This window comes from Variovorax sp. 05T418 (assembly GCF_056396385.1).
This window is the reverse complement of sequence record NZ_JBFTLJ010000004.1, coordinates 398,467-423,866: the sequence shown is the minus strand read 5'-3', so window position 1 is coordinate 423,866 and position 25,400 is coordinate 398,467. Positions and strand designations below refer to the sequence as shown.

Here is a 25,400-nt window from a genome sequence, read left to right as displayed (position 1 = left end):
GGCCTCACAGCTGCCGCGCCAGGCGCGGGTCGAGCGCATCGCGCAGGCCGTCGCCCAGCAGGTTGATTGCCAGCACCGTGGCCGCCAGCAGCAGGCCCGGGTACAGGATGATGTGGAACGCCACCGCCACGAAGTTGCGGCCCTCGGCCATCATGTTGCCCCAGCTCGGCGTCTGCGCCGGCACGCCCACGCCAAGGAAGGAAAGCGCCGCTTCGGTCAGCACCGCGGCGGCGGCCACGAAGGTCGACTGCACGATCAAGGGCGCCACCATGTTGGGCAGCACGTGGCGCAGCAGGATCACCGGCAAGCGCGTACCGACCGCATGCGCGGCCTCGACATACAGCTGCTCGCGCAGGGTGAGCGCGAGCGAGCGCACCAGCCGCACCACGCGCGGGATCTCCGGCACCGTGATGGCGACGATCACCGTCGTGAGGCTGGCGCGCGTCACCGCCATGAGCGCAATGGCCAGCAGGATGCCGGGAATGGCCATGAGCCCGTCCATCACGCGCATCACCGGCCCGTCGGCCCAGCGCACGAAGCCCGCGAAAAGGCCGATCAATACGCCGAAGAAGGTGGCGAGCAGCGCAACCGAGGCGCCGACGATCATCGACACCTGCCCGCCCCACACGGCGCGGCTGAACACGTCGCGGCCGAGCGCATCGGTGCCGAACAGGTGCTCGGCCGAGGGCGGCTGCATGCGCGCGAGCGGATCGATGTCCTGCGGATCGAAGGTGGCGATCCAGGGCGCGCCGATGGAGACGGCGGCCACTGCCACCAGCAGCAGCCCGCCGACGATCAGCGTCGGATGCTTGCGCACCCAGCGCCAGCGCGGCGGCACGAAGGGCGCTTCGTCGGCCATGGCCACGGGCGCGGCGGTGGCAACGGGTGGTGGAAGTTCACTCATCGGAAGTACGGTGGACATGAGGACATCTAGTACGTGATGCGCGGATCGAACAAGCGGTAGCTCAGGTCGATCAGCAGGTTGATCAGCACGTACACGCCGGCCGACAGCAGCAGCACGCTCTGGATCACCGGGTAGTCGTGGCGCTGCACCGAATCGATCACGAGGCGGCCCACGCCCGGAATGGCGAACACCGTCTCCGTCACCACCACGCCGCCGATCAACAGGGCGATGCCCACGCCCACCGTGGTGGCGATGGGAATGGCCGCGTTGCGCAGCGCATGGCCCAGCACCGGCAGCACGCCCAGGCCCTTGGCGCGCGCGGTGCGGATGTAGTCTTCATGCAGCACCTCGAGCACGGTGGCGCGCGTCATGCGTGTGACGAGCGCGATGTACACCAGCGCGAGGTTCACGCAGGGCAGCACCAGGCCGCGCAGCCACTGCCCAGGGCTGTCGGAAAAGCGCACGTAGCCTTGCACCGGAAACCACGGCAGCTGGATCGCAAAAGCGTAGATCAGCAGGTAGCCCACCAGGAACACCGGCACCGAGAACGCGAGCACCGCGAACAGCATCACGAGCCGGTCGATCCAGCTGCCCGCGCGGTAGGCCGCGAGCGTGCCCAGCGGCACCGCCAGCACCAGCGTGAGCGCCATGGTCAGCACCGCGATCGACACCGTGGGCTCCAGCCGCTGCGCGAGCAGCTGCGCCACCGGCACCTGCGTGAAGATCGAGGTGCCGAGGTCGCCCGTGAAGAGCTTGCCGAGCCAGATCGCGAACTGCTGCCACAGCGGCAGGTTCAGTCCCAGCGCGGCGCGCAGCTTCTCGATATCTTCGACGGAGGCCAGGTCGCCCGCGATCAGCGCCGCCGGGTCGCCCGGCGACAGGTGGATCAGCAGGAACACCACCACCGCCACCACTGCCATCACCGGCAGCGTCGAGAGAAATCGCCTGAGGATGTAGCCCATGGTGCTGCCGTGTGGTGCCGCTTACTTGTCGAGCATCCAGACCGTCGGCATGCCGGCCCAGAGCTTGTCGGTGCCCTTGAGGCTGGCGCGGGCGGCAAACGCGGCCGTGTACTGGCCTGCGTTGATGTAGGGCACCGTTTCATAGGCACGGGCCTGGAAGGCGTCGAGGATCTCGCGCCGCTTGGCCGGCACGGTTTCCTTCAGCCAGGCGTTGCGCAGGTCATCGAGCGTCTTGTCGCAGGGCCAGCCGGGCAGCGTGTTGCCGCAGGCCGCGCTCAGGTAGGCGTTGGTGATGGGGGAGTTGACGTCGAACTCGCCGGCCACGGTGACGTACATGTTCCAGCCGCCCGCTTCCGGCGCGTCGCGCTTGGCGCGGCGCGCGCCGATGGAGGCCCAGTCCATGGTCTGCGCATCGACGTTCATGCCGATGCTGCGCATGGTCTGTGCGGCCATCAGCGCCTCGGCATTGAGGTAGGTGACGTCGCTCGGCACCAGGATGGTGACCTTCTCGCCCTTGTAGCCCGCGTCCGCGAGCAGCTTCTTGGCCTTGGCCACGTCGGCCTTGCGGTAGGGCTCGGCGCCCGCGGGGGTTTCGTTGGGGCTGCCGCAGATGAAGAAGGTCGGGCAGTAGGCCATGCGCATGTCCAGCGGATAGCCCATGGCCGCGACGATGCGCTCCTGGCTCACGGCCTGCAGCAGCGCCTGGCGGATCTTCGGGTTGTTGAAGGGCGGCAGCAGGTGGTTCATGACCAGGAAGCCCTGGTAGGTGCCGCCCGAGCCGATCTTCACGCCGGGGTCGGTGCGCAGCGGCGCGATGTAGTCGGGTGGCACCTGCTCCACCAGGTCGACCTCGCCGCGCTTGAGCGCCGCGATGGCGCTGTTGGCGTCGGGCAGGTAGAGCCATTCCACGCGGTCGAAGCTGGTCTTCTTGCTGCCGGCCAGGCCGCTCGGCGGTTCGCTGCGCGGCAGGTAGTTGGGGTTGCGCACGAAGACGGTCTTGTTGCCCGGCACCCATTCGTCGCGCTTGAAGATGAAGGGGCCGGAGCCGATCACCTCGGGCAGCGGCGCCGTGGCGGGCATCTTCGCGAGCCGCTCGGGCAGGATCACGGGCGGAAAGCTCGAGGGCTTGGCCAGGCCCTCGAGCACCAGGCCGAAGGGCTCGGCGAGCGTGAGCGTGAAGGTGCGCGCATCCACCGCCTTCCACTCGGCGCCGCCCGCCACCATGGCGCGGCCGATGCTGTCGCGCGCGGCCCAGCGCTGCAGCGAGGCAATGGCATCGGCCGAGGTCACGGCGGCGCCGTCGGAGAACTTCAGGCCCGGGCGCAGCGTGAAGCTCCACTGCTTGCCGTCCTTGGAGCTGGTGTACTTCTCGGCCATCTGCGGCTGCGGCTTGCCGTTTGCATCCTGCGCGAACAGCGTGTCGTAGACCATGTAGCCGAAGTTGCGCGAGATGTAGGCGGTGGTGAAGGTCGGGTCGAGGATCTTCAGGTCGGCATGCGCCACCACCTTGAGCGTCTTGGGCGCCGGCGTCTGGGCGAGGGCCGGCAGGCACGCGGCGGAAAGCGCCAGGGTGGCAAGGGCGGCAAGCGTTCGTCGTTTCATCGTCGGTTCTCCGTTGGGGGCGAAAGAAAAGGTCAGGCGGCGACGCCGATGGGCCACTTGGGCAGGCGCGCCTTGCGGTAGGGCAGGGTGTTGAGGTCGAGCGTCACTGCACCGGGAGCGCCGGCGTAGATCACGTGCTTCGCGACTTTCGAGTACGAGGCATAGAAGTGCTGCGACGACTTCACGACGATGATCTTCTTGGCCGCAAGGTCGCAGCCCAGCTGCGTGAACAGGTCGGTGCCCATGGCCTGGTTGCGCAGCGTGATCAGCACGATCTCGATGCCGTTGGCCTCGACCAGCGCGCTGTCGCCCATGAGCGTGGGCGTGCCCGCGAGGCCCGTCATCACCAGGTCGTGCTTGAGCGCCTTCACGGTGCAGTCGAGGTCGATCGGGTCGCCCGACAGCGGGCTGATCTTGCCGCCGATGCGCATCGCGAGCTTGGCGCCCACGCCTGCATCGAAGGCAATGCGCACCGCGATCGGATCCCACATCGGGCCAATGGCCGCGTTGGTGATGCCGCGCTCGACCATGCGGCGCAGGATGAAGGTGGAGTCGCTGGCCGCGCCGCCGCCGGGGTTGTCGGCGCCGTCGGACAGCACCACCGGGCCGCCGTCGAAGGCCAGCGCCTGGTCGAGCGAGGCGTCGATGCCCGGGTAGTCGATCGCGAGGCCCTCGCGCATGGCGATGACTTCGTCGGCCAGCTGGCGGGCCAGCGCATCGGCCTTGGCCTGGTCGCCGTCGGTGTAGACCAGCACCTTGGTGCCCATCTCGGGCACGTCGCCCCACGAGAAGCCATGCGTGAGCGAGATCGACAGCACGCCGTCCTTGCCCTCGAGCGACTGCATGCGCTCGACGAAGCCGCGCGCCGGCTCGCGCGAGGTGTGCACCGTGACGATCATGTCGCAGTCGACCACCGCGGCCACCGGCTTCACCTTGCCTTCGGCCATCGCGGCGCAGATGTCCACCAGCTCCAGGCCGCGTTCGAGCACGTCGGTGTGCGGATATTCCTTGAACGAGATCATCAGGTCGGCGTTGGCTACCATCTGCGGCGTGAGGTGGTTGTGCGGATCGAGCTCGGCGCCGATCACCACGCCCGGCCCGACGATCTGCCGCACACGCGCCAGCAGGTCGCCTTCGCAGTCGTCGTAGCCGTCGGCCACCATCGCGCCGTGCAGGCCGAGCAGCACCATGTCGACCGGCAGCACCGCACGCAGGTCGGCCAGCAACTCGTCGCGCAGCGTTTCGTAGGCGTGGCGCGTGGTGGTGCCGCTGGGCTGCGCGCCGGCCACCATGCCTTCGAACAGCTCCCAGCCGCGGTCGGCGCCGCGCATGCGTGCGGCCCACAGCGGGCCCGAGAACAGCGTCATCGCGTCCGGATGCCGGCCGGCCGGGAAGTAGCCGCGGTCCTTGAAGGAGGCGAGGCCGGTCGGCATCGGGCCGAAGGTGTTGGTTTCGGTGGCCAGGGAGGCGCTGAAGACACGCATGGGTTTGTCTCTGTGGTGGTGGGAGTGTTCTTGTCAGCCGGCTGCGGCCGTGCGCAGCCGCTGCGGCCCGAGCATCTCGGCCGTGAGGCCGAAGCCCGCGATGCGTTCGGGCAGCGGCAGTCCGCGCGCCAGCGCGGCGCAGGCCTCGCCCATGGCCGCCGAGGTCTGGATGCCGTAGCCGCCCTGCGCCGCAACCCAGAAGAAGCCCGGCGCGTCCGGATCGAAGCCGCCCACCAGGTCGCCGTCGGCCACGAAGGAGCGCAGGCCGGCCCAGGTGCGCGCGGGCCGGCGGATGGCGAGCGTGGTCGCTTCCTCGATGCGGTGGATCGCGAAGGCGATGTCCAGCTCCTCGGGCTGCACGTCCTGCGGCTCGACCAGGTCGGCATTGGCCGGCGAGCCGAGCAGCATGCCGGCATCGGGCTTGATGTACCAGCCTTCGTCGGCGCCGAACACCATGGGCCAGTGCGCGACGCTGCTGCCTTCGGGCGGCGCGAAGACGAAGGCCGAGCGCCGGCGCGGCTCGATGCCGATGGGCTTCACACCGGCCATCCGCGCGATGGTGTCGACCCAGGCGCCCGCGGCGTTGAGCAGCACCGGTGCTTCGTAGACATTGCCGCCAGCCGTCACGCGCCAGCGCTCGCCGATGCGTTCGATGGCCGTCACGCCGGCATCGCACACCAGCTTGCCGCCGGCCTGCCGCATGCCGCGCAGGTAGCCCTGGTGGATGGCGTGCACGTCCATGTCGGCGGCGTCGGGTTCGTAGACGGCGCCGGCCACCTGCCCGGGCCTGAGCGCAGGCACCATTGCCAGCGCTTCTTCGCTGCCAAGCCGCGTGGCGCCGGTGTTCATGGCGCGCAGCACGTTCCAGTGGGCCTCGAGCTCGGCCAGGTGCTCGGTGCTCGCGACCATCATCGCGCCGCGCGGCGTGAGCAGCGGGTGCTCGGAAAAGCCTTCGGGCGGATGCTCGAGAAAGGCGCGGCTCGCCATGGTGAGGGCGCGCACCTGCGCGGTGCCGTAGCTTTCCATGAAGAGCGCGGCCGAGCGGCCGGTGGAGTGGTAGCCCGGCTGGGCTTCGCGTTCGAGCAGGATAACGCGGGCATGCGGGGCGAGCCAGTGGGCCACCGAAGCCCCGGCAATGCCGCCGCCAATCACAAGGTAGTCGGCCACCGTGGGCGCTTTGGAGTTTGCAGTCATCGGCGAAAAGTGTAGGTAGAAATTTGCGGATACGCAAATAAAACAGGACGCACCAAGGGGAAACCATGGTGCACCGCATCGGTGAAATTTGCGTCAACGCAATTTGCGCATACGCAAATTCCAGGCCTGCGCCGTGCGGGCTGTCATGGATGGCGCGGCGCCGGGCTGGCAGAATTGCGCTGCACCACAAGAGAAAGCCAAGCGTGAATCCACACACAGGGACCAAGCCGGGAACAAGGCCGAAGGACGAGGCGCCCACGCTGGACCGCACCACTTTCGGCCATCGGCTGCGCGCCGCGCGCAAGCGCTTCGGCTGGACGCTGGCGCAGCTGGCCGAGCGCTCGGGCGTGTCGATCACCACCATCTCGCGCGCCGAGCGCGGCCAGCTCGCGCTGGGCTACGAGAACTTCACCGCACTCGGCCGCGCGCTCGAGATGGACATGAACGCCATGTTCGCGGGCGCCGGCGTCAAGCCCGCGCAGCTCGACGGGCCGGTCGTCACGCGCGCCGGCAAGGGCGTGGTGTACCGGGGCCTCTCGATCGCCTACGAATTCCTCGGCACCACGGCGGCCGGCAAGCAGATGAGCCCCATCGTGGGCACGGTGCATGCGCGGCGCATCCATGGGCCGGAAGACTTCGTGCGGCATGCGGGCGAGGAATTCGCCTATGTGCTGTCGGGCGAGATCGAGGTGCACTTCGAGAACGGCGAAGTGGTGCAGCTTGCGCGCGGCGACTCGCTGTATTTCGACAGCCGGCTCGGCCATGCCTATGTGAGCGTGAGCCGGCAGCTCGCGAAGATCGTGGGCATGACCACGGCGGAGAGCGGGCACATGCGGTCGGCGCGCGAGGCGCCTGCTTCCGGGCCGGTGGGGAAGGTGCCGCCCAGATCCAAGCCCGCAGCCGCCACGAAGAAAGCCACGCGAGGCCGCGGGGCCTGACGCTTCGCCGCGCCGTCCTGCTGTCGCCGATTTGCGCGCGAATGCTGGCGAGGGTCGCTATGCTGGCGCCCGCCAATCACTCCGACAAGAAACCATCATGAACCTGCCCTCGTCCTTCCTTGCCCTGCGGTCCGTGTCGCTGGCCTGCAGCCTCGCCCTTGGCGCCGCCGCCGCCGTGCACGCCGCGCCCGATGCCAAGCTGCTCGCCGCCGCCGAAAAGGCGCAGCCCGCGGTGATCGACAACCTCAAGGAAATGGTGCTGATCGAATCGGGCAGCCTCAACGTCGACGGCCTGCTCAAGATGGCCGACGTGGTGGAAGCGCGCCTGAAGGCCGCGGGCTTCAAGACGGAGCGGCGCAAGGCCACGGCGGGCGCGGGCGCCGACATCGTCATCGGCACCCTCAAGGGCACGGGCAAGCGCAGGATCATGCTGCAGGGCCACATGGACACGGTGTACGCCGCCGGCATCCTGAACAGCCAGCCCTACAAGGTCGACGGCAACCGCATCTACGGGCCGGGCATCGCGGACGACAAGGGCGGGCTCGCGGTCATGATGGCTTCGCTGAAGATCCTGGCCGATGCGGGCTGGCGCGACTACGACACGCTCACGGTGCTCATGAACCCCGACGAGGAAGTGGGCTCGGTGGGCTCGGGCGAGCTCATCGCAACCATGGCCGACCAGCACGACACGGTGCTGTCCTTCGAGCCCACCGCCGCCAAGTCGGTGGCCAAGGGCGAATCGCTGCTGCTGGGCGCGGCCGGCATCGCGCAAGCCACGCTCGACGTGAAGGGCCGCGCATCGCATGCGGGCGCCGCACCCGAGCTGGGCCGCAACGCGCTGTACGAGCTGTCGTACCAGCTGCTGCAGACCCGCGACGTGGCCAAGGACATCCCCGGCGTGGCACTCAACTGGACCGTGGCGCGCGCCACCGGCCCGATCAACCAGATCACCGAGAAGGCGCAGGCGCTCGGCGACATCCGCATCACGCAGCCCGGCGCCGAGAAGAAGCTCGAAGCCGCGCTGCAGGCGAAGCTCGCGAGCGGCAAGCTGGTGCCCGACACCGAGACCACGCTCAAGGTGGAAGTGGGCCGCCCGGCTTTCGTGGCGGGCGAGAAGGGCCGCGCGCTGGGCGAGAAGGCCCAGGCCATCTACAAGGAGATCGACCGCGAGCTCGCGCTCACGCCCATGACCGGCGGCGGCACCGATGCGGGCTATGCGGGCCGCTCCGGCAAGGCCACCGTGGTCGAGAGCTTCGGCCTCGCGGGCTTCGGCTATCACGCACGCGACGAATACATCGAGGTCGACTCGATCGTGCCGCGCCTTTATCTCGTCACCCGGTTGCTGACGGAAATCGGCAAGCAGTAACCGGCCTCGCGGCCGCCGCCTTCAGGGCTGGTCCTTGGGCGGTTCGCCGGGGCGGCCGGGCGGGCGCCGATGGGCCGCTGCGGCGGCGGCCGCGTGCTGCTGGGCCTGTTGCTGCTGCTGGCGGATTTGCTGTGCCTGCTGCGCTTGCTGTTGAGCCTGTTGCTGTTGGCGTTGCTGCTGCTGTTGCTGCTGTTGTTGGATCGCCTGCTGCCGCTGTTGCTGCTGGCGTGCTGCTTGCGCTTCTTGCTGCTGCCGCTGCAGTTGCTCTTGATGCTGCTGTTGCCGGGCCTGCTGCTGCGCCTGCTGCCGCTGCATCTGCTGCTGTTGCGCTTGCTGCTGCTGGAGCACGCGGGCCTGCTGCTGGGCTTGCTGTTGCTGCATCTGCTGGCGCCGTGATTGCTCCTGCTGCGCCGATTGCCTTTGTTGCTGGCGCTCCTGCATGGCCTGCTGCTGCTGGGCCTGGCTGGCCGCGCGCGCCTGTTGCTGTTGCTGTTGCTGCTGGGCCGCCTGCTGCCGCCGCGCGAGGTCCTGCTGCTGCTGCTGTTGTTGAAGCAAGGCCTGCGGCGCTTGCGGGGGCGTGTTGTGCGCCTGCTGCCGCGCCAGCCGCTCCTGTTGTCGTGCCTGTTGCCGCGCCTGTCGCTGTGCTTGTTGCTGCGCCTGTTGCTGCGCCTGTTGCTGCGCCTGTTGCGCTTGCTGGCGCTGCAATGGGTCTTGCTGCGGGTGCTGCTGAAGGCGTGCCTGCCGCTCCTGCTGCTCCTGCTGGCGCTGGCGGGCCTGCAGCTGCTGTGCTTGTTGTGCGGCTTGCTGCTGCTCCTGCTGCTGGCGCATGAAGGCTTGCTGCTGCCGTGCCTGCTGCTCCCGTTGCTGTTGTTGCTGCTGTTGCTGCTGTTGCTGCTGTTGCGCGAACTGGGCGTTCTGTGGCGGGGGCAGACCCGGCGCGGCCGCGAAATTGGGCGGGGGCGCGCCCGGCGGCAGGCCGCGCGGCGCGTTGTTGTTGTAGACATTGCGCACGTTGTTGACCACGGTCGTCGAGCGCGAGATGTAGGTGCTGTTGTTGTAGACCACGGCGGGCCGCGCATAGGCCGGCGGCACCGCGCGGTCGCGATCCCGGTAGCGCGGCGCGCCCCAGTTCACGTCCCACGAGCGCCAGCCCCAGTCGTGCCGCTCGAGCGCGGCGCCCACCACCACGCCGAGCCCGAAGGTGAACGCGCCGGCCGCCGCCATCTGGCCGCGGCTGTAGCCGGGCGCAACCTCGACGGGCGGGGTGTACGCATAGCCGGGATACACGGGCACGGGTTCGCCGTAGATGCGCTGCGGGTCGTAGCTCGGCACGTAGACCACGTCGGGCTGCGCAGGCTCGATGGTGATGAACTGCGGCGGCGGCTCGACGACGGCGGGGCCCGCATAGACGGGCTGCACGTCAGGCGCCGGTGCGTAGTTGCGCGGTGTGGCGGCGCTGGCCACGCGCAGCTTGTCGTTGTTCTTGAGCCGGCCCGCTGCCGATGCGCGCTGGCGCATGACCTGGATCGCGTTCATCACGTCGGCGGGATCGTTGTAGTAGGCCTGTCCGAGCGCTTCGGTCCACGCGATGTTGCCGGCCATCTGGTCCAGCACCGGGCGGAACGCGGTGAGCGATTTCACGCTCGGGTCCCAGGGCTGCTGATTGGCCGCGTCCGCGAGCGGGCCGCCCTTGAGGGACGCGTTCTGCGCGAGCCAGCCGTGCGCGGCCGTGATCTGGTCGGGATAGGTGGCGCCGGCCAGCACCTGCGCCACCAGCTTGTCGGGGTACAGCGCGATGGGCGCGACCAGCTGGTAGAGCTGCTCGGCGGAGGGCGGCGTGTAGGCCGCGGGAGCGGGGGCGGCTGGCGCGGGTGCCGGCGCGGCAGCTGCCGGAGGCGCGGGCGCAGGTGCCGGGGCCGAAGGCGTGCTGTCGGTCTTGTTGCAGCCGGCGATGCCGATTGCGCCGATGCACAGCGAGATCGTCAGGAGCCGCGCGAGCGGTGTGCGGCGCAGTGATGTTGTCATCTGGAGTTCCTATGGGCGCAGAAGCCGCGCCTTCGAAACTCTTCAACGGCGCGCCACCTGTAGCGACGACGCCAGCCTGCATCGTCGATGCAACGGTCTGTGTCGGTGTTGCGCCGCCTGCGCTGTCGGCGCAGAACCACAAGCCCCAGGCTCTACTTGGCGCCGCCTGTGTATTTGCTGACGCTCGTTGCGTTCACGTGGTAGCCGCTCACGCCCATCATCGAATCGTTGCGCAGCGTCTGCAGCTTGCCGGTGACCCACACGGTGTCCATGGCGCGGAACTTGGCGCCCTTGGGCGTGACCACGTGCAGGATCTGGTTGGCCGGCGGCGGCGGCGTGTGGATGCAGGCGCCGAAGTAGGGCACGAGCAGGAACTCGGTCACTTCGCCCTTGGCTTCCTCGAGCGGCACGATGAAGCCCGGGATCTTGATGTCCGCGCCGTTCATGGAGGGGTTGGTCGGTGCGTTGTTCGACACTTCCTGCATCTTCATGAGCAGCTCGTTGGCGCGCGGGTCGCCGTCGTTGAGCGCGCTCAGGTCCATGCCCTTGAATTCCTTGGCCGGGTCCCAGTCCTTGGGCACGAGCTCTTCCCAGGTGATCTGGCGCGGCTGGCCCGGCGCAGCCTTGGCTGCGGCAGCAGGCGGTGCGGCCTTGCCGCCGAGCGGGTTCGATGCGGTCGTGTCCTTGGGTGCCGGGTCGGCGGCCCATGTGGCGGCGGCAAGGCCGGCGCCAGCCAGCAGCATCGAAAGCCGCGTGAAGGCGTTGACCGTGGAGTTCTTTTTTGCGATGCGCATGGTTTAAATCCTCGGGGAAAGGCCGTCGGCCAAAGAGAGCCGATAGGCCCGGATGCCGGGCAAGAGGCTTGCCAGCCAGCCCGCGACCAGCAGGCTCGCCATCAGCAGCCATTCGTTCAGTGTAGGTGGCGAAAGGCTCAATGTCAGCCCGAACTGCGCCTGCAGCCATGGCGCGAGCAGGGCAATGCCAAGCACCGCCATCACCACGCCGAGGGCCACGCCCAGCACGGTGACCATGGCGCCCTCCAGCGCAAGCAGCGCTAGCACATGGCGCAGGCCGGCACCCACGGCGCGCAGCACGGCCAGCTCGCGCCGCCTTTCGTTCAGCCCCGCCATCACCACCGAGACCAGGCCCGCAAGGCTCACCAGCGCCACCAGCGCCGACATCAGCAGCAGGGCGTTCTCGCCGATGCCGATCACGCTCCACAGCTCGTCGAGCGCCACGCCGGGCAGGATGGCCATCAGCGGCTCGCCGGTGTAGGTGGAGATCCAGCGCTGCACGCCGAACACGGCCGAGCGGTTCTTCAGGCCCACGAGCGCGGCCGTCACGTTCTTGGGCGTGAGGTCGAACTTGCGCACCTGCTCGGCCGGGATCTTCACGCCCGGCATCGGCGCGCCGCCCACCCATTCGAGGTGGATCGCTTCCATCGCTTCGAGGCCGATGTGCACCGTGCGGTCGACCGGCGTGCCGGTGCGCGCGAGCACGCCCACCACGGTGAAGGGCTTGTCGGCATGCTCGGACGCATTGAGTTCGCCGCTGCCATGCGCGAGCGTGATCCTCTGGCCGACGTGGTAGCCGAGCTTGTCGGCCACCTCGGCGCCCACCACCGCATCGAACAGCGCGCTGAAGGGCTTGCCCTCGCGCAGCGCGAGCGGCTGGCGGTTGCCGTAGCGAAAGCGCGCGAAGTATTCGGGCGAGGTTGCGAGCACCGCGAAGCCGCGGTGCGAGTCGCCGAGCGAAAGCGGCACCACCCAGTCGACGCCCGGATGCGCGGCCAGGGCCTGCACGCTCTTCCAGGAAATGTTGTTGGTGGCCGCGCCGATGCGGAACACCGAGTACAGCAGCAGCTGCGTGGCGCCGGTGCGCGCGCCCACGATCAGGTCGGTGCCCGAGACGGACGATGCGAAGTTCTCGCGCAGCTCGGTGCGGATGCGCTCCACGCCGAGCAGCAGGAAGGTCGACAGCGCGATCGAGAACACCGTGAGCGCCAGCGTGAAGCGCCGGTTCCAGGCGCTGCGCCAGGCAATGGAAAAAAGCGCCTTCATCTCAGCTGTCCGCCGCCATGGCCGCGGGCGCCGCGCGGTTGATCTCGGGCAGCAGCACGTGCCGCGCAAAGCGCTGCGCGATGCGCTGGTCGTGGCTCACGAACACGAGCGCGCTGTTGTTCACGGCGCAGGCCGTCAGCAGCACGTCGAGGAAGGCTTCGCGCCGGTCCTCGTCGAGCGCAGAGGTGGGTTCGTCGGCAATCACCACTTCGGGCTGGCCGATGAGCGCGCGCGCCGCGGCCACGCGCTGCTGCTGGCCCACGGAGAGCTGCATCGCCTGGCGCTTCCAGAGGTTGCGGTCGAGCCCCATCTGATCGAGCAGGTGCTCGGCCTCTTCGCGCGCGCTGCCGCCGCGTGCGGCCTGCGCCTCTCGCCGCTGCGAGAAGCGGCAGGGCAGCAGCACGTTGTCGAGCACGTTCAGGTAGGGCAGCAGGTTGAACTGCTGGAAGATGTAGCCGACGTGCGCAACGCGGCAGCGGTCGCGCGCGGCGCCTGAGAGCTGCGACCAGTCGTGCCCCAGCAGCGTGACGCGGCCTTCGTCCGCCACCAGCACGCCGGCCAGAAGCGACAGCAGCGTGCTCTTGCCGCAGCCGCTCGGCCCGTGCAGGAAGACGGCCTCGCCCGCGGTGATGCGCAAGGCCTCGATGTCGATGCACGGCCTTGGCATGCCGGGCCACGAGAAGCGCAGCCCTTCGGCGGCGAGCACCACGCGCAGCGGCGGCGCGGCCTCGCCCTGGGGGACGGTGCTCACAGTGTCACTTGCCCAGGTTCAGGCGAACGGGCTGGGCGGCCTGTGCGCCGGCCGGGCGCTTGAGCTGGCGCTTGAACTGGCCTTGCGCGGATGCAATCTGCGAATCGATCTGGCGCGTGCCCTTGAAGGCGGAGAACAGATTCACGTCGATGAACTTTGCCGCGGCCGCATGGGTGCAGTTGAACGAAAAGGTCGCGTCGAGGTCGGCATGGCCCGCGGGCTCTGCCGGGTCGGGGTTGCCAAGGCCCAGTGCGCTGGAGCGCAGCTCGACCGGGCCGAGCTTGCAGTTGGCGGCCGGGTCGATGGCAAACAGCTTGTCGGCTGCGCGCAGCTGGGCGATAGCGTCTTCGGCGGTCTTCTTCTCGGCGTCGGTCTTGGGCGCGCGCTCGAAGCCGACGATGTTGTCCAGTGGCGATTCCATGTCGATCACCACCGTGGGTCCGTCGATCGCCACATCGAGCTTGAGCTGGCCGTGCACATGCGCATGCTGCTGCTGCGCCTGGGCGGAAAGAAAGGGGGCTGCGAACAGCGCCGCGGCCAATGCGAGGCCGGATGAAATGCGTCGTCGAAGTCGGGTCTTGCTCATGGTTCTGCGCCTTGCCGGGTCGGCAGCCCCGGCGTGTTGCTCCACTCGCTCCAGCTGCCGGCATAGAGCGCCGTCGTCCCAAGGCCCGCGATCTGCATCGCGAGCAGGTTGGGCACAGCGCTCACGCCGCTGCCGCATTGGTGGACGACCGTCGCCGGATCGCGTCCCGCGAGCAGCGCTTCGAACTCGGCGCGCAATTGCGATGCCGGCTTGAACTTGCCGTCGGGGCCGAGGTTCTCGGCGAAGGGCCGGTTCACAGCCCCGGGGATGTGACCCGCAATCGGGTCCAGAGGTTCCACCTCTCCGCGATAACGTGCGGCGGCACGCGCGTCGATCAGGTTCTGGTCAGGCTGGCCGAGCCGGCGCGCCACCACGTCGGTGGCCACGAGCTTCACCAGCGGCTCGCCCATCACGAAGTTCGACTGGAAGTGCGCGGGCTCCTCGCGGTTCGTGACTTCGCCGCCCGCGGCCTGCCAGGCCTGCAGGCCGCCGTCGAGCACGGCCACCGCGTCGTGGCCCATCCACTTGAGCATCCACCAGAGCCGGCCGCAGTAGTTGGCGCCGTTGCGGTCGTACACCACGGCCTGCATGTCGTTGGAAAAGCCGATGCTCGACAGCCAGGCCGCGAACTTCTCGCGGCTGGGCAGCGGATGGCGCCCGCCCGAGGCCGGCACGCCGTCTTCCTGCGCGATGACCACGTCGCCCTGCGCGCCCGGCATGCCGTGCTTGGCGCTCAGGTCGGTGTCGAGGTTCGCGTACACCGCGCCCGGGATGTGGGCGGCGGCATATTGCTGCGCGCCGGCTTCGGGCTTCATGAGATCGAAGCTGCAGTCGAAGACCATGTGGGGCGCGTCGCCGGCCTGCAGCTGCTGGAGTTGTTCGACGCTGAGGAGGGTGGTGTACATGGCGGGGTTCCTTCGTTGTCGATGAGGGTCGATGCGGATCAGTGTTCTTCGGCCGGCGCCTTGGGCACTGCGCGCTGGCGCAGCACGGTGGCCGCGATGCCGCTCACGATGATGAGCGCCATGCCGGTCCAGCCGGCGGCGTCGATGCGGTCGTCGAACAGCACCACGCTGTACAACGCCGCAAAGATGATGCCGGAGTACTGCAGGTTGGCCACTACCAGCGTGCCGGCCTGCGTCTTGGCCGTGGCGTAGGCGCGCGTCATGCACAGCTGCCCGAGGGCCGCCAGAAGGCCGATCGGCAGCAGCCACAGCGCATGCTGCCACGTCCAGGAATTTCCGCCCGAAAACCCCGTGGCGGCCGTGGCAAAGGCGCCCGCCACCGCGGAGCCCACCGCGAAATAGAACACCGTGCGCAGCTCGGGTTCGCCGATGCGCGACAGCGCCACCACCTGCATGTAGGCAAAGGCGGCCGTGAGGCCCGACAGCAGGCCCAGCATTCCTGCGAAGCCGTCGCTGCCGCTGACCGTGGGCTTGAGCATCAGCACCACGCCGGCAAAGCCCGCGAGCACGGTCAGCGCGAGCGTGCCCTGCAGCGGCGGGCGCTCGATGCGGCCGTCGCGCCCGGGCACCGGCACCCAGGCCAGCAGCGCGCCGCCGACCAGGAAGGCCGCGATCCACACGCTGCTCATGTAGTTGAGCGTGACGGCCGTGGCCAGCGGCATGTGGGCAATGGCATAGAACCACGCACCCAGCGACACCACGCCGATGGTGCTGCGCCAGGCGTGCATGCCGGGGTAGCGGGTGGCCATGGAGACGCCGCGGTTGCGCGCCAGCAGCCACAGGAACACGATGCCGATCAGGCCGCGCCCGAGCACCATCTCGCCGCTGTTGAACCAGGCCGAGGCCACCTTGACGACCACGCTCATGGTGGCGAACAAGAAGGCGCCGAGCACCATCCAGAGTGCTTGCACTATCGGCTCAGGCGTTGTTCTGCATTGCGCTGCGGTACCACTCGTGGAACTGCTGCATGCCGTCTTCCATCGGGCTCTGGTAGGGGCCGCTCTCGTCGTCGCCGCGCAGCATGAGCGCGCGGCGGCCGGCGTCCATGCGCTCGGCGATCTCGTCGTCCTCCACGCAGGTTTCCATGTAGGCGGCCTGCTGGGCCTCGACGAACTCGCGCTCGAAGGCCACGATTTCCTCGGGGTAGAAGAACTCCACCATGTTGAGCGTCCTGGTAGGGCTCACCGGATGCAGCGTCGACACCGTGAGCACATGCGGATACCACTCGATCATCACGTGCGGGTAGTAGGTGAGCCAGATGGCGCCGTACTTGGGCGGCTTGCCTTCGCGGTACTTGAGCAGCTGCTCCTGCCACTTCTGGTAGATCGGGCTGCCCGCGCGGCCGAGCCGGTTGGCCACGCCCACGGTCTGCACCGAGAAGTTGCGGTTGAACTCCCAGCGCAGGTCGTCGCAGGTGACGAAGCTGCCCAGGCCCGGGTGGAACGGGCCCACGTGGTAGTCCTCCAGGTAGACCTCGATGAAGGTCTTCCAGTTGTAGTTGCACTCGTGCAGCTCGACGCGGTCGAGCGCGTAGCCCGTGAAGTCGAGGTCGGCGCGCGGGCCGAGCTCGGCCATGTCGGCCGCCACGTCGCGCCCTGCGCCATCGGGACCGCGCTCGAACAGCAGGCCGTTCCACTCGGTGAGCGGGTAGTTGTGCAGGTTGAGGCAGGGGTCCTGCTGGAAGTGCGGCGCGCCGATCAGCGTGCCGGTGGTGCGCGCATCGCTGGCCGCATAGGTCCAGCGGTGCAGCGGGCACACGATGTTGCCGCCGGCCTGGCTGTCGAGCTGGCCGCGGCCCTGGAGAATGAGCGCCTGGCGGTGGCGGCACACGTTGGAGATGAGTTCCACGCCCTTGGGCGTGTGCACCAGCGCGCGGCCCTGGTGCTCCTGCGGCAGGGTGTGGAAGTTGCCGGGCTCGGGCACGGCCAGGCGATGGCCCACATAGCGCGGGCCCTGCGCGAACAGCGTTTGCATCTCGCGCGCGTAGAGCGACTCGTCGAAGTACGCGGAAACTGGAAGTTGGCTCGTGGCCTGCTGCAGTTGAAGACTTAAATCAGACATGGAGGACCTGACCAAGCTCCCCACAGGGAGAAAAAAGAAAAGACGGAAGGCGCCGTCTGGAGGGCGACGGCCCGAAGAGTTGTGCCGGGTCGGCCGGCTTGGGAAGCTCGGATTGTACCCAAGGGGGCAGTGCAGTGCCGGTGGCTCGCCGCATGCCGGCGCCCGTTTGCTTCCCCGTCCTAAAATGCGCGGTTTCACACTCGTTCGCTCGCATGCCCAAGGTCCCTTCTTCCGCCACGTCCAGCCCGGCCGCCACGCCCGACACGGGGCCGCTGCCGGCCAGCTACGAAGCCGGGCTCCAGGAGTTGGAACAATTGGTTGCAGAACTCGAGTCGGGCCAATTGCCGCTCGACCAGCTGCTCGGCAGCTACCAGCGCGGCGCCGCGCTGCTCGCCTTCTGCCGCGAAAAGCTCCAGGCGGTCGAAGACCAGATCAAGGTGCTCGACGCCGGGAGCCTCAAGCCCTGGACTGCCGAATGAGCGCGGTTCAAGCGGTGGAATGGGATGCCGCGCGCCTGGCCAGCTGGAGCGACCCGCACCTGGCGCGCGTCGAGGCGGCGCTGTCGCGCTGGGTCGGCGTCGACGCGCCGGTGCTGCTCGGCGATGCCATGCGCTATGCCGTGCTCGACGGCGGCAAGCGGCTGCGGCCGCTCCTGGTGCTGGCCGCGAGCGAAGCGGTCGGCGGCAATGCGGCTGCGGCGCTGCGTGCGGCCTGCGCAACCGAGCTGATCCACGCCTACTCGCTGGTGCACGACGACCTGCCGAGCATGGACAACGACGTGCTGCGGCGTGGCAAGCCCACGGTGCACGTGAAGTTCGGCGAAGCCGATGCGCTGCTGGCCGGCGACGCCCTGCAGGCGCTGGCCTTCGAGCTGCTCACGCCCGAGGGCGACGAGATTCCCGCATCCATCCAGGCCACGCTGTGCCGGCTGCTCGCGCGCGCCGCGGGCAGCCAGGGCATGGCGGGCGGGCAGGCCATCGACCTGGCCAGCGTGGGCCTCGCGCTGGACGAAGCACAGCTGCGCGAAATGCACCGCCTGAAGACCGGCGCGCTGCTGCAGGGCAGCGTCGAGATGGGCGCGGCCTGCGCCGGCGCCGTGGCGCCCGCGGCGCTGGCCGCGCTGCGCGACTATGGCGCCGCCATCGGCCTGGCGTTCCAGGTGGTCGACGACATCCTCGACGTCACGGCCGATTCGCAGACCCTCGGCAAGACCGCCGGCAAGGATGCGGCCGCCGACAAGCCCACCTATGTTTCGCTGTGGGGCCTGGACGGTGCGCGTGCGCAGGCAAGGCAGCTGCTGGCCGAATCGCTCGCGGCGCTGGACCGCAGCGGCCTGGCCGACACCGCGGCGTTGCGCGCGCTGGCCCACATGGTCGTCGACCGCGACCGATGAACAACTCACAGATGGACAAGAAGACCCACGACGATCCCATGGCTGCGCTGCTTCCCACGCTTCACGATCCATCGCCGATCCGCCAGTTCGACCGCGCCCAGCTCAGGCAGCTGGCGGCCGAGGTGCGCGCCTGCGTGCTCGACAACGTCTCGCGCACCGGCGGCCACCTGAGCTCGAACCTTGGCACGGTCGAGCTCACGGTCGCGCTGCACCACGTGTTCAACACGCCGCACGACCGCCTGGTGTGGGACGTGGGCCACCAGACCTATCCGCACAAGATCCTCACGGGCCGGCGCGAGCGCATGCCCACGCTGCGGCAGATCGGCGGCATCTCGGGCTTTCCGCAGAGGAGCGAGAGCGAATACGACACCTTCGGCACCGCGCACTCGTCGACCAGCATCTCGGCCGCGCTCGGCATGGCGATGGCGGCCAAGCAGAAGGGCGAGGACCGCCATTCCGTGGCCATCATCGGCGACGGCGCGCTCACGGCCGGCATGGCCTTCGAGGCGCTCAACAACGCCGGCGTGTGCGACTGCAAGCTGCTGGTGATCCTGAACGACAACGACATGTCGATCAGCCCGCCCGTGGGCGCGCTCAACCGCTACCTCGCGCAGCTGATGAGCGGCAACTTCTACGCCGCGGCCAAGAACGTCGGCAAGAGCGTGCTGCGCGCGGCGCCGCCGCTGTTCGAGCTGGCCAAGCGCTTCGAGCAGCACGCCAAGGGCATGGTGGTGCCCGCCACGCTGTTCGAGCAGTTCGGCTTCAACTACGTCGGCCCCATCGACGGCCACGACCTCGATTCGCTGGTGCCCACGCTCGAGAACCTCAAGCACCTGGACGGCCCGCAGTTCCTGCACGTGGTCACCAAGAAGGGCCAGGGCTACAAGCTGGCCGAGGCCGACCCGGTGGCCTACCACGGGCCCGGCAAGTTCGATCCGCAGGTGGGGCTGGTCAAGCCCACCGCGGTGGCCAAGCAGACCTTCACGCAGGTCTTCGGCCAATGGCTCTGCGACATGGCCGCGCACGACGGCCGGCTGGTGGGCATCACGCCGGCCATGCGCGAAGGCTCGGGGCTGGTCGAGTTCGAGCAGCGCTTTCCCGACCGCTACTACGACGTCGGCATTGCCGAGCAGCATGCCGTCACCTTTGCGGCGGGCCTGGCCTGCGAGGGCCTGAAGCCGGTGGTGGCGATCTATTCGACCTTCCTGCAGCGCGCCTACGACCAGCTGATCCACGACGTCGCGATCCAGAACCTGCCGGTGGTGTTCGCACTCGACCGCGCCGGCCTCGTGGGTGCCGACGGCGCCACGCACGCGGGCGCCTACGACATCCCGTTCCTGCGCTGCATTCCCAACATGAGCATTGCCTGCCCGGCCGACGAGCGCGAGTGCCGGCAGCTCCTGTCGAGCGCCTACGAGCAGAACCATCCGGTGGCCGTGCGTTATCCGCGCGGGGCCGGTGCCGGCGTGGTGCCGCACCTCGCACTCGACGCGCTGCCGTTCGGCAAGGGCGAAGTGCGCCGCGAGGGCAAGCGCATCGCCATCCTGGTCTTCGGCACTTTGCTGTACCCGGCGCTCACGGCGGCCGAATCGCTCGATGCCACGGTGGTCAACATGCGCTGGGCCAAGCCGCTGGACGTCGAGCTGCTGCTGAAGGTGGCGGGCACGCATGACGCCATCGTGACGCTCGAAGAGGGCGCCGTCATGGGCGGCGCGGGCAGCGCGGTGCTCGAGGCGCTGCAGGCGGCCCATGTGCAAAGGCCGGTGCTGCAGCTGGGCCTGCCCGACCGCTTCATCGAGCATGGCGACCCTGGCAAATTGCTCGCATCGATCGGGCTCGATGCGCCCGGCATTGCCGCTTCGATTGCGCAGCGCTTCGGCGCGGCCGCCGCAGGGTAAACCCCCGCCGGCCGGGTGTAAGTGCGTTTTTACAATATCCGGGACTTACAAAAGTCCTCGACGCGGCCACAAGCCGCGTTTCGTTTTTTCCAATGCACTCGGAGTGAATTCAATGGATCGTCGTTCCCTCATTAAAAACGCCGGCATTGCGGGCGTTCTGGCCGCCGGCATTGCGCCCGCAGTTCATGCGCAGGCGGCCGTCCGCTGGCGCCTGGCGTCGAGCTTTCCCAAGTCGCTCGACACCATCTACGGCGGCGCGGAAGTCTTCGCCAAGGCAGTCAAGGCCATGTCGGGCGGCAAGTTCGAAATCTCGGTCCATGCCGGCGGCGAGCTGATGCCTCCCTTCGGCGTGGTGGACGGCGTGCAGAACGGTTCGGTCGAGATGTGCCACACCGTGCCCTACTACTTCTACGGCAAGAACCCCGCGTTCGCGCTGGGTTCGGCCATTCCGTTCGGCCTGAACTCGCGCCAGATGACCGCGTGGATGATGCACGGCAACGGCCGCAAGCTCATGAACGAGTTCTACGCCAAATACAGCATGGTGAGCTTCGCCGGCGGCAACACGGGCTGCCAGATGGGCGGCTGGTTCCGCAAGGAAATCAAGTCCGTGGCGGATTTCAAGGGCATGAAGATGCGCCTGGGCGGCGGCCTGATCGGCGAGGTCATGCAGAAGATGGGCGCCGTGCCGCAAAGCCTGCCGGGCGGCGAGATCTACCAGGCGCTCGAAAAGGGCACCATCGATGCCGCCGAATGGGTGGGACCGTACGACGACCAGAAGCTCGGCTTCAACAAGGTCGCGCCGTTCTACTACTACCCCGGCTGGTGGGAAGGCGGTCCGGAAGTGGACTTCTTCATCAACCAGAAGGCCATGGACGGCCTCTCGGCCGAGAACAAGGCCATCGTGGAAGCCGCCGCGGCCGTGGCCTCGTCGGACATGCTGGCCAAGTACGACGCGCTGAACCCCATCGCGCTCAAGCAGCTCGTGGCCGCCAAGACCAAGGTGCTGCCGTTCTCGCAAGCCATGATGGACGCCGCCTACAAGGCTTCGCTCGAGGTCTATGCCGAGAACGACGCCAAGAGCCCCGAGTGGAAGAAGATCTACGCCGACTTCCGCAGCTTCCAGCGCGACCAGGTGCTCTGGTTCCGTTTTGCGGAATCGCGCTTCGACTCGTTCATGTCCACGCTCAAGCTCTGATCCGGGTTCACTCCGGCCAGCAAAAAGCCCCGCGATGCGGGGCTTTTTTTTTGGGGCTTCGGGGAAGGCCCGCGGCCGCCGCGTGCCCCGGAGGGCCTGCAGCGGCTTTCTTCGAACTACTTCTTGCCCGCGTCCCGGTCCAGCTGTTCCTGCATGGCCTTCATCGGGTCTTCTTCCGCGCCCGCAGGCGCTTCGCCGCCGGCCGGTGCCGAGGCGCCGGGTGCCGGCTCGGGAGCGGGCTGGGAGTCGTCCTTCGGCATGTTGGCCTGCATCTCGGCGCCGATCTTGTCGAGGTCGACTGCCACCTCCTTGTCGAGCCCGCTCGAGACGATGGCCGGGAACGCGATGATCAGGCCGACCATGATGATCTGGATCAGCACGAAGGGCACCGCCCCCCAGTAGATCTGCATGGTGGTGACGGGCTCGATGCGTTCGTTCGTGACCTTGTCGTTGTAGGCCTTGGTCGGCGCCACGCTGCGCAGGTAGAACAGCGCGAAGCCGAAAGGCGGATGCATGAACGAGGTCTGCATGTTCACAGCCAGCAGCACGCCGAACCAGATCAGGTCGATGCCGAGCTTGTGCGCCACGGGTGCCAGGAGCGGCACCACGATGAACGAGAGCTCGAAGAAGTCCAGGAAGAACGCCAGGAAGAAGATCAGCACGTTCACCAGGATCAGGAAGCCGAGCTGGCCGCCGGGCATGCCGGTCAGCAGGTGCTCGACCCAGCGCGGTCCGTCCACGCCCTGGAACACCAGGCTGAAGATGGTCGAGCCGATCAGGATGAACACCACGAAGCACGACAGCTTGGTGGTGGTGTTGAGCGCCTGCTTGAGCAGGCTCATGCTGAGCCGTCCGCGCACCATGGCCATGATGAAGGCGCCCAGGGCACCCATGGCGCCGCCTTCGGTGGGGGTGGCCACGCCGAGGAAAATCGTGCCCAGCACCAGGAAGATCAGCAGCAGCGGCGGGATCAGCACGAAGGTCACGCGCTCGGCAATGCGCGACAGCAGGCGCAGCCGCAGCAGGCGGTTGGCCACCGCGATCAGGAAGGCCAGCATCACGCCGACGCACATCGACACCACGATGGTTTCGTCGGTGGCCACGCTGGTCACGGGCTGGCCGGTCCACCAGGTGTGGACATCGGCAATGTGCTTGGCAAAGAACACGGCCGCCGCGGTGGCAACGGTGGTCAGCACCAGCAGCGAGGGCAGGCCGCTGCTGCCGCTCGGCTCGCGGAAGGTGCGTGCCTCGAGCGGCAGGGCCGGAACCCACTTGGGCTTGAAGATGGCCAGCAGGATCACGTAGCCCGCGTACATGGCCGTGAGCATGAAGCCCGGCACGAACGCGCCCTTGTACATGTCGCCCACGCTGCGGCCGAGCTGGTCGGCCATGATGATCAGCACCAGCGAAGGCGGAATGATCTGCGCCAGCGTGCCCGAGGCCGCAATCACGCCCGAGGCGATGCGCCGGTCATAGCCGTAGCGCAGCATGATCGGCAGCGAGATCAGGCCCATCGAGATGACCGAGGCCGCCACCACGCCGGTGGTGGCCGCAAGCAGCGCACCCACGAAGATCACGGCCAGCGCGAGGCCGCCGCGCACGGGGCCGAAGAGCTGGCCGATCGAGTCGAGCAGGTCTTCGGCCATGCCGCTTCGCTCGAGGATCAGCCCCATGAGCGTGAAGAACGGAATGGCCAGCAGCGTGTCGTTCTGCATGATGCCGAACACCCGCAGCGGCAGCGCCTGCAGCAGCGCCTCGGGCAGGAGGCCGAGCTCCACGCCGACGAAGCCGAAGAACAGGCCGCAGGCGCCGAGGCTGAACGCCACCGGGAAGCCGAACAGCAGGAACACGATCAGCCCCGCGAACATGATCGGGGCGAAGTTTTGCGTAATGAATTCCATGGGGTGCTACCGCTCAGCCTTTGGCGTTGGATTCGGCGAGCCGGCGGATCGACTCGGCCAGTTCTTCTTCGGCGGTCTTTTCGTCGCGCTTCTGCGTGGGATCGTCGATGCGGCCCTGCAGGAACGCGATGCGCTTGATGAGTTCGGACCAGCCCTGGAGCATCAGCAGCGAGAAGCCCAGCGGGATCATGGCGTAGATCGGCCAGCGGATCAGGCCGCCGGCGTTGTTCGACATCTCGCCCGAGCGATAGCCCTGCAGGAAGAACGGAATGCCATACCAGAGGATGGCGAGGCAGACCGGCGTGAGGAAGAAGCTGAAGCCGATGATGTCGACCCAGATCTGGCCGCGCTTGGACAGGCGGCTGAGGATCACGTCGATCTTCACGTGCTCCTGGTTCAGGAGGGTATAGCCCGCGGCAATCAGGAAGGATGCGGCGAACAGGTACCACTGCACTTCGAGATAGGCGTTGGAGCTGACGTTGAACACCTTCCGGACCACGGCATTGACGCCGCTGATCACGGTGGATGCAAGGATGAGCCAGATCACGTACTTGCCGATCTGGCCATTGAGCCAATCGACCGCGCGCGAAAATCTGAGCAGGAAATTCATGCTCTTCTCCAGAGAGGAAATGGATGCTTGGATGCAGAAGCGGGCCGGGCTCCGCCGGCGGGCGGCGGTCCGGGGGCTTTCGGCGGACGCGCGATTTTATCGGCGCGCAAAGCCGTTTTCGGACGGGCACGGGCGGTGTATTCCCGTAGGCGCGGCCGCCATGCGCCGCACTGGTGCGCCGGCTCGCGATAATGAAACATGCCCTCGTCGTCGCCGCCTCCGCTGCCCACGGGCTTGCCGCACTCCATCGACTCGCCCGACATGCAGCGCGCCGGCCGCGAGCTGCTCTCGCTGGCCCTGATCGATGCGCGCAACCACACGCTTCATCTGCTCTCGCTTTACGAAGAGGCGCTGGGCTCGCCCGCGCTCGCGGTGGAGCGCACGGGCGATGCGGGCCTGGTGCCGCCGCTCTGGCTGGCGGGGCACATCGGCTGGTTCGCCGAATGGTGGATCGGGCGCAACACCCAGCGCGCCTTCGGCGCCGATTGCCCGGTGCGGCCGACCCGCCTGGCCGCCATCGAGCCCGCGGCCGACGACTGGTGGAACCCGGCCCAGGTTTCGCCCGCGCAGCGCTGGTCGCCCGGCCTGCCGGACCTGGCCCAGACCAAGGCCTACCTGCTCGAAACGCTGGAGAGCACGCTCGAACTGCTCGAGCATGCGGCCGAGACCGATCCGGGGCTTTACTTCTACCGCCTCGCGCTCTTCCATGAAGACCTGCGCGGCGAGCAGTTCATCGTGATGGCGCAGACGCTGGGGCTGCCTTTGGGCATCGATCCGATGCCCACGGCCGTCACGCGCGAGCCGCTGCTGCTGCCGGCCACGCAATGGGAGCTCGGCCTGCCCGAGGGCTGCGGCTTCGCCTTCGCGCAGGAGCAGGGCGCGCACCGCGTCGAGGTGCCCGAATTCGAGATCGATGCCCAGCCCGTGACCTGGAGCCAGTTCATCGAATTCGTCGACGAGGGCGGCTACGACCGCGAGGAGCTCTGGCATCCGCAGGGCTGGCGCTGGCTCGCCTCGCAGATCGAAGGGCGCCGCGGGCCGCGCCATATCGAGCAGATCGGCGTCGCGCGCAACGGCACCGGCGGCTCGGTGCTGCAGCACCGTTTTGGTGCCACCGTGCGTGCGGCCGGCCACCACAGCGCGGTGCACCTGAGCTGGTGGGAGGCCGATGCCTGGACGCGCTGGGCCGGCCGGCGCATCGCGACCGAGGTCGAATGGGAAATTGCGGCGCACACGGCGGCGCGGCGTGGATTCCGCTGGGCCGACGTGCACGAGTGGACCGCGGGCACGCTGCGGCCCTGGCCCGGCTTTCGCGCCGATCCCTGGAGCGCGGGCAGCGAGTTCGATCCCGTGCCTGCATTCGGCGAGGCGCGCGTGCTGCGCGGCGCGTCGTTCGCGACCCGCTCGCGCCTGCGTTCGCCGCGGCGCCGCAGCTTTGCGCTGCCCGGGCGCGACGATGGTTTCTTCGGCTTCAGGACCTGTGCACTTTGAGCCTGCGCCGGGGG

At 68.4% G+C, this 25,400-nt stretch carries 22 protein-coding genes; 7 read left to right on the top strand and 15 right to left on the bottom strand.

All coding sequences use genetic code 11. The features are described from left to right. Window positions 1-4: 4 nt before the first annotated feature. Genes AC1DMS_RS10525 through AC1DMS_RS10505 form a run of 5 tightly spaced genes read right to left on the bottom strand, consistent with a single transcriptional unit; the run spans window position 5 to window position 6,146 of the window. Entirely contained in the window at window positions 5-904 is a 900-nt protein-coding gene (locus AC1DMS_RS10525) for an ABC transporter permease (protein ID WP_062362512.1), read from the bottom strand. Window positions 905-930: 26 nt separating this feature from the next. Beyond that, entirely contained in the window at window positions 931-1,866 is a 936-nt protein-coding gene (locus AC1DMS_RS10520) for an ABC transporter permease (RefSeq protein ID WP_012746698.1), read from the bottom strand. Between the two features lie 21 nt (window positions 1,867-1,887). Further along, window positions 1,888-3,468 (bottom strand): ABC transporter substrate-binding protein, encoded by a 1,581-nt coding sequence (locus AC1DMS_RS10515; RefSeq protein ID WP_062362509.1) that lies wholly within the window; start codon window positions 3,466-3,468, stop codon window positions 1,888-1,890. A gap of 32 nt (window positions 3,469-3,500) precedes the next feature. Further along, entirely contained in the window at window positions 3,501-4,952 is a 1,452-nt protein-coding gene (locus AC1DMS_RS10510; RefSeq protein ID WP_062362506.1) for a M81 family metallopeptidase, read from the bottom strand. 33 nt (window positions 4,953-4,985) lie between these two features. Beyond that, complete coding sequence (locus AC1DMS_RS10505; RefSeq protein ID WP_062362505.1) at window positions 4,986-6,146, bottom strand: NAD(P)/FAD-dependent oxidoreductase; 1,161 nt, start codon at window positions 6,144-6,146, stop codon at window positions 4,986-4,988. Window positions 6,147-6,349: 203 nt separating this feature from the next. On the opposite strand from AC1DMS_RS10505, the gene AC1DMS_RS10500 reads away from it, so the two are divergent. Then, on the top strand, window positions 6,350-7,084 hold the full coding sequence (locus AC1DMS_RS10500) for a helix-turn-helix domain-containing protein (protein WP_062362503.1): 735 nt from the start codon (window positions 6,350-6,352) through the stop codon (window positions 7,082-7,084). 97 nt (window positions 7,085-7,181) lie between these two features. After that, window positions 7,182-8,450 carry a glutamate carboxypeptidase gene (locus AC1DMS_RS10495; protein ID WP_062362501.1) on the top strand — a complete coding sequence of 423 codons (1,269 nt, stop codon included), beginning with the start codon at window positions 7,182-7,184 and terminating at the stop codon, window positions 8,448-8,450. Window positions 8,451-8,471: 21 nt separating this feature from the next. Here AC1DMS_RS10495 and AC1DMS_RS10490 read toward each other — a convergent pair whose 3' ends face one another. From AC1DMS_RS10490 to AC1DMS_RS10455, 8 genes are all read right to left on the bottom strand, one after another. Beyond that, a complete protein-coding gene (locus tag AC1DMS_RS10490; protein WP_478180971.1) occupies window positions 8,472-10,475 on the bottom strand; it encodes a DUF3300 domain-containing protein in 2,004 nt (667 codons plus the stop codon). 152 nt (window positions 10,476-10,627) lie between these two features. Then, window positions 10,628-11,269, bottom strand: a complete 642-nt coding sequence (locus AC1DMS_RS10485) for a DUF3299 domain-containing protein (protein ID WP_278878085.1) — start codon at window positions 11,267-11,269, stop codon at window positions 10,628-10,630. 3 nt (window positions 11,270-11,272) lie between these two features. Next, window positions 11,273-12,535 (bottom strand): ABC transporter permease, encoded by a 1,263-nt coding sequence (locus AC1DMS_RS10480; protein WP_369664288.1) that lies wholly within the window; start codon window positions 12,533-12,535, stop codon window positions 11,273-11,275. Window position 12,536: 1 nt separating this feature from the next. Continuing rightward, window positions 12,537-13,286, bottom strand: coding sequence for an ABC transporter ATP-binding protein (locus tag AC1DMS_RS10475; protein ID WP_062362498.1), 750 nt, complete (start codon window positions 13,284-13,286; stop codon window positions 12,537-12,539). A 4-nt stretch (window positions 13,287-13,290) separates the two neighbouring features. Then, a complete protein-coding gene (locus tag AC1DMS_RS10470; protein WP_278878088.1) occupies window positions 13,291-13,872 on the bottom strand; it encodes a DUF2796 domain-containing protein in 582 nt (193 codons plus the stop codon). Then, a complete protein-coding gene (locus AC1DMS_RS10465) occupies window positions 13,869-14,777 on the bottom strand; it encodes a sulfurtransferase (RefSeq protein ID WP_062362494.1) in 909 nt (302 codons plus the stop codon). Before AC1DMS_RS10465 ends, AC1DMS_RS10470 begins: the two co-directional genes overlap by 4 nt. A 38-nt stretch (window positions 14,778-14,815) precedes the next feature. After that, the gene (locus AC1DMS_RS10460) at window positions 14,816-15,733 is read right to left on the bottom strand and encodes a DMT family transporter (protein ID WP_012746710.1); all 918 of its coding nucleotides are present in this window, start codon (window positions 15,731-15,733) and stop codon (window positions 14,816-14,818) included. Between the two features lie 22 nt (window positions 15,734-15,755). Next, window positions 15,756-16,898 carry an aromatic ring-hydroxylating oxygenase subunit alpha gene (locus AC1DMS_RS10455; protein ID WP_012746711.1) on the bottom strand — a complete coding sequence of 381 codons (1,143 nt, stop codon included), beginning with the start codon at window positions 16,896-16,898 and terminating at the stop codon, window positions 15,756-15,758. A 212-nt stretch (window positions 16,899-17,110) separates the two neighbouring features. Here AC1DMS_RS10455 and AC1DMS_RS10450 point away from each other — a divergent pair, with 212 nt between their 5' ends. The 4 genes from AC1DMS_RS10450 (at window position 17,111) to AC1DMS_RS10435 (ending at window position 21,384) form a co-directional block, all read left to right on the top strand. Beyond that, the gene (locus AC1DMS_RS10450; RefSeq protein ID WP_012746712.1) at window positions 17,111-17,377 is read left to right on the top strand and encodes an exodeoxyribonuclease VII small subunit; all 267 of its coding nucleotides are present in this window, start codon (window positions 17,111-17,113) and stop codon (window positions 17,375-17,377) included. Beyond that, window positions 17,374-18,291: a polyprenyl synthetase family protein gene (locus AC1DMS_RS10445; RefSeq protein ID WP_478180970.1), complete on the top strand. Its 918-nt coding sequence runs from the start codon at window positions 17,374-17,376 to the stop codon at window positions 18,289-18,291. The genes AC1DMS_RS10450 and AC1DMS_RS10445 overlap by 4 nt, the downstream gene beginning before the upstream one ends. A gap of 38 nt (window positions 18,292-18,329) precedes the next feature. Further along, a complete protein-coding gene (dxs, locus tag AC1DMS_RS10440) occupies window positions 18,330-20,189 on the top strand; it encodes a 1-deoxy-D-xylulose-5-phosphate synthase (protein ID WP_478181064.1) in 1,860 nt (619 codons plus the stop codon). Between the two features lie 112 nt (window positions 20,190-20,301). Beyond that, entirely contained in the window at window positions 20,302-21,384 is a 1,083-nt protein-coding gene (locus AC1DMS_RS10435; RefSeq protein ID WP_012746715.1) for a TRAP transporter substrate-binding protein, read from the top strand. 116 nt (window positions 21,385-21,500) lie between these two features. On the opposite strand, the gene AC1DMS_RS10430 is transcribed toward AC1DMS_RS10435, so the two are convergent. Together AC1DMS_RS10430 and AC1DMS_RS10425 are read right to left on the bottom strand one after the other, a co-directional pair. Further along, entirely contained in the window at window positions 21,501-23,285 is a 1,785-nt protein-coding gene (locus tag AC1DMS_RS10430) for a TRAP transporter large permease (protein WP_369664289.1), read from the bottom strand. A gap of 13 nt (window positions 23,286-23,298) precedes the next feature. After that, the gene (locus AC1DMS_RS10425; RefSeq protein ID WP_012746717.1) at window positions 23,299-23,895 is read right to left on the bottom strand and encodes a TRAP transporter small permease subunit; all 597 of its coding nucleotides are present in this window, start codon (window positions 23,893-23,895) and stop codon (window positions 23,299-23,301) included. Between the two features lie 198 nt (window positions 23,896-24,093). On the opposite strand from AC1DMS_RS10425, the gene AC1DMS_RS10420 reads away from it, so the two are divergent. Then, window positions 24,094-25,386, top strand: a complete 1,293-nt coding sequence (locus AC1DMS_RS10420) for an SUMF1/EgtB/PvdO family nonheme iron enzyme (RefSeq protein ID WP_369664290.1) — start codon at window positions 24,094-24,096, stop codon at window positions 25,384-25,386. Window positions 25,387-25,400 lie beyond the last annotated feature (14 nt).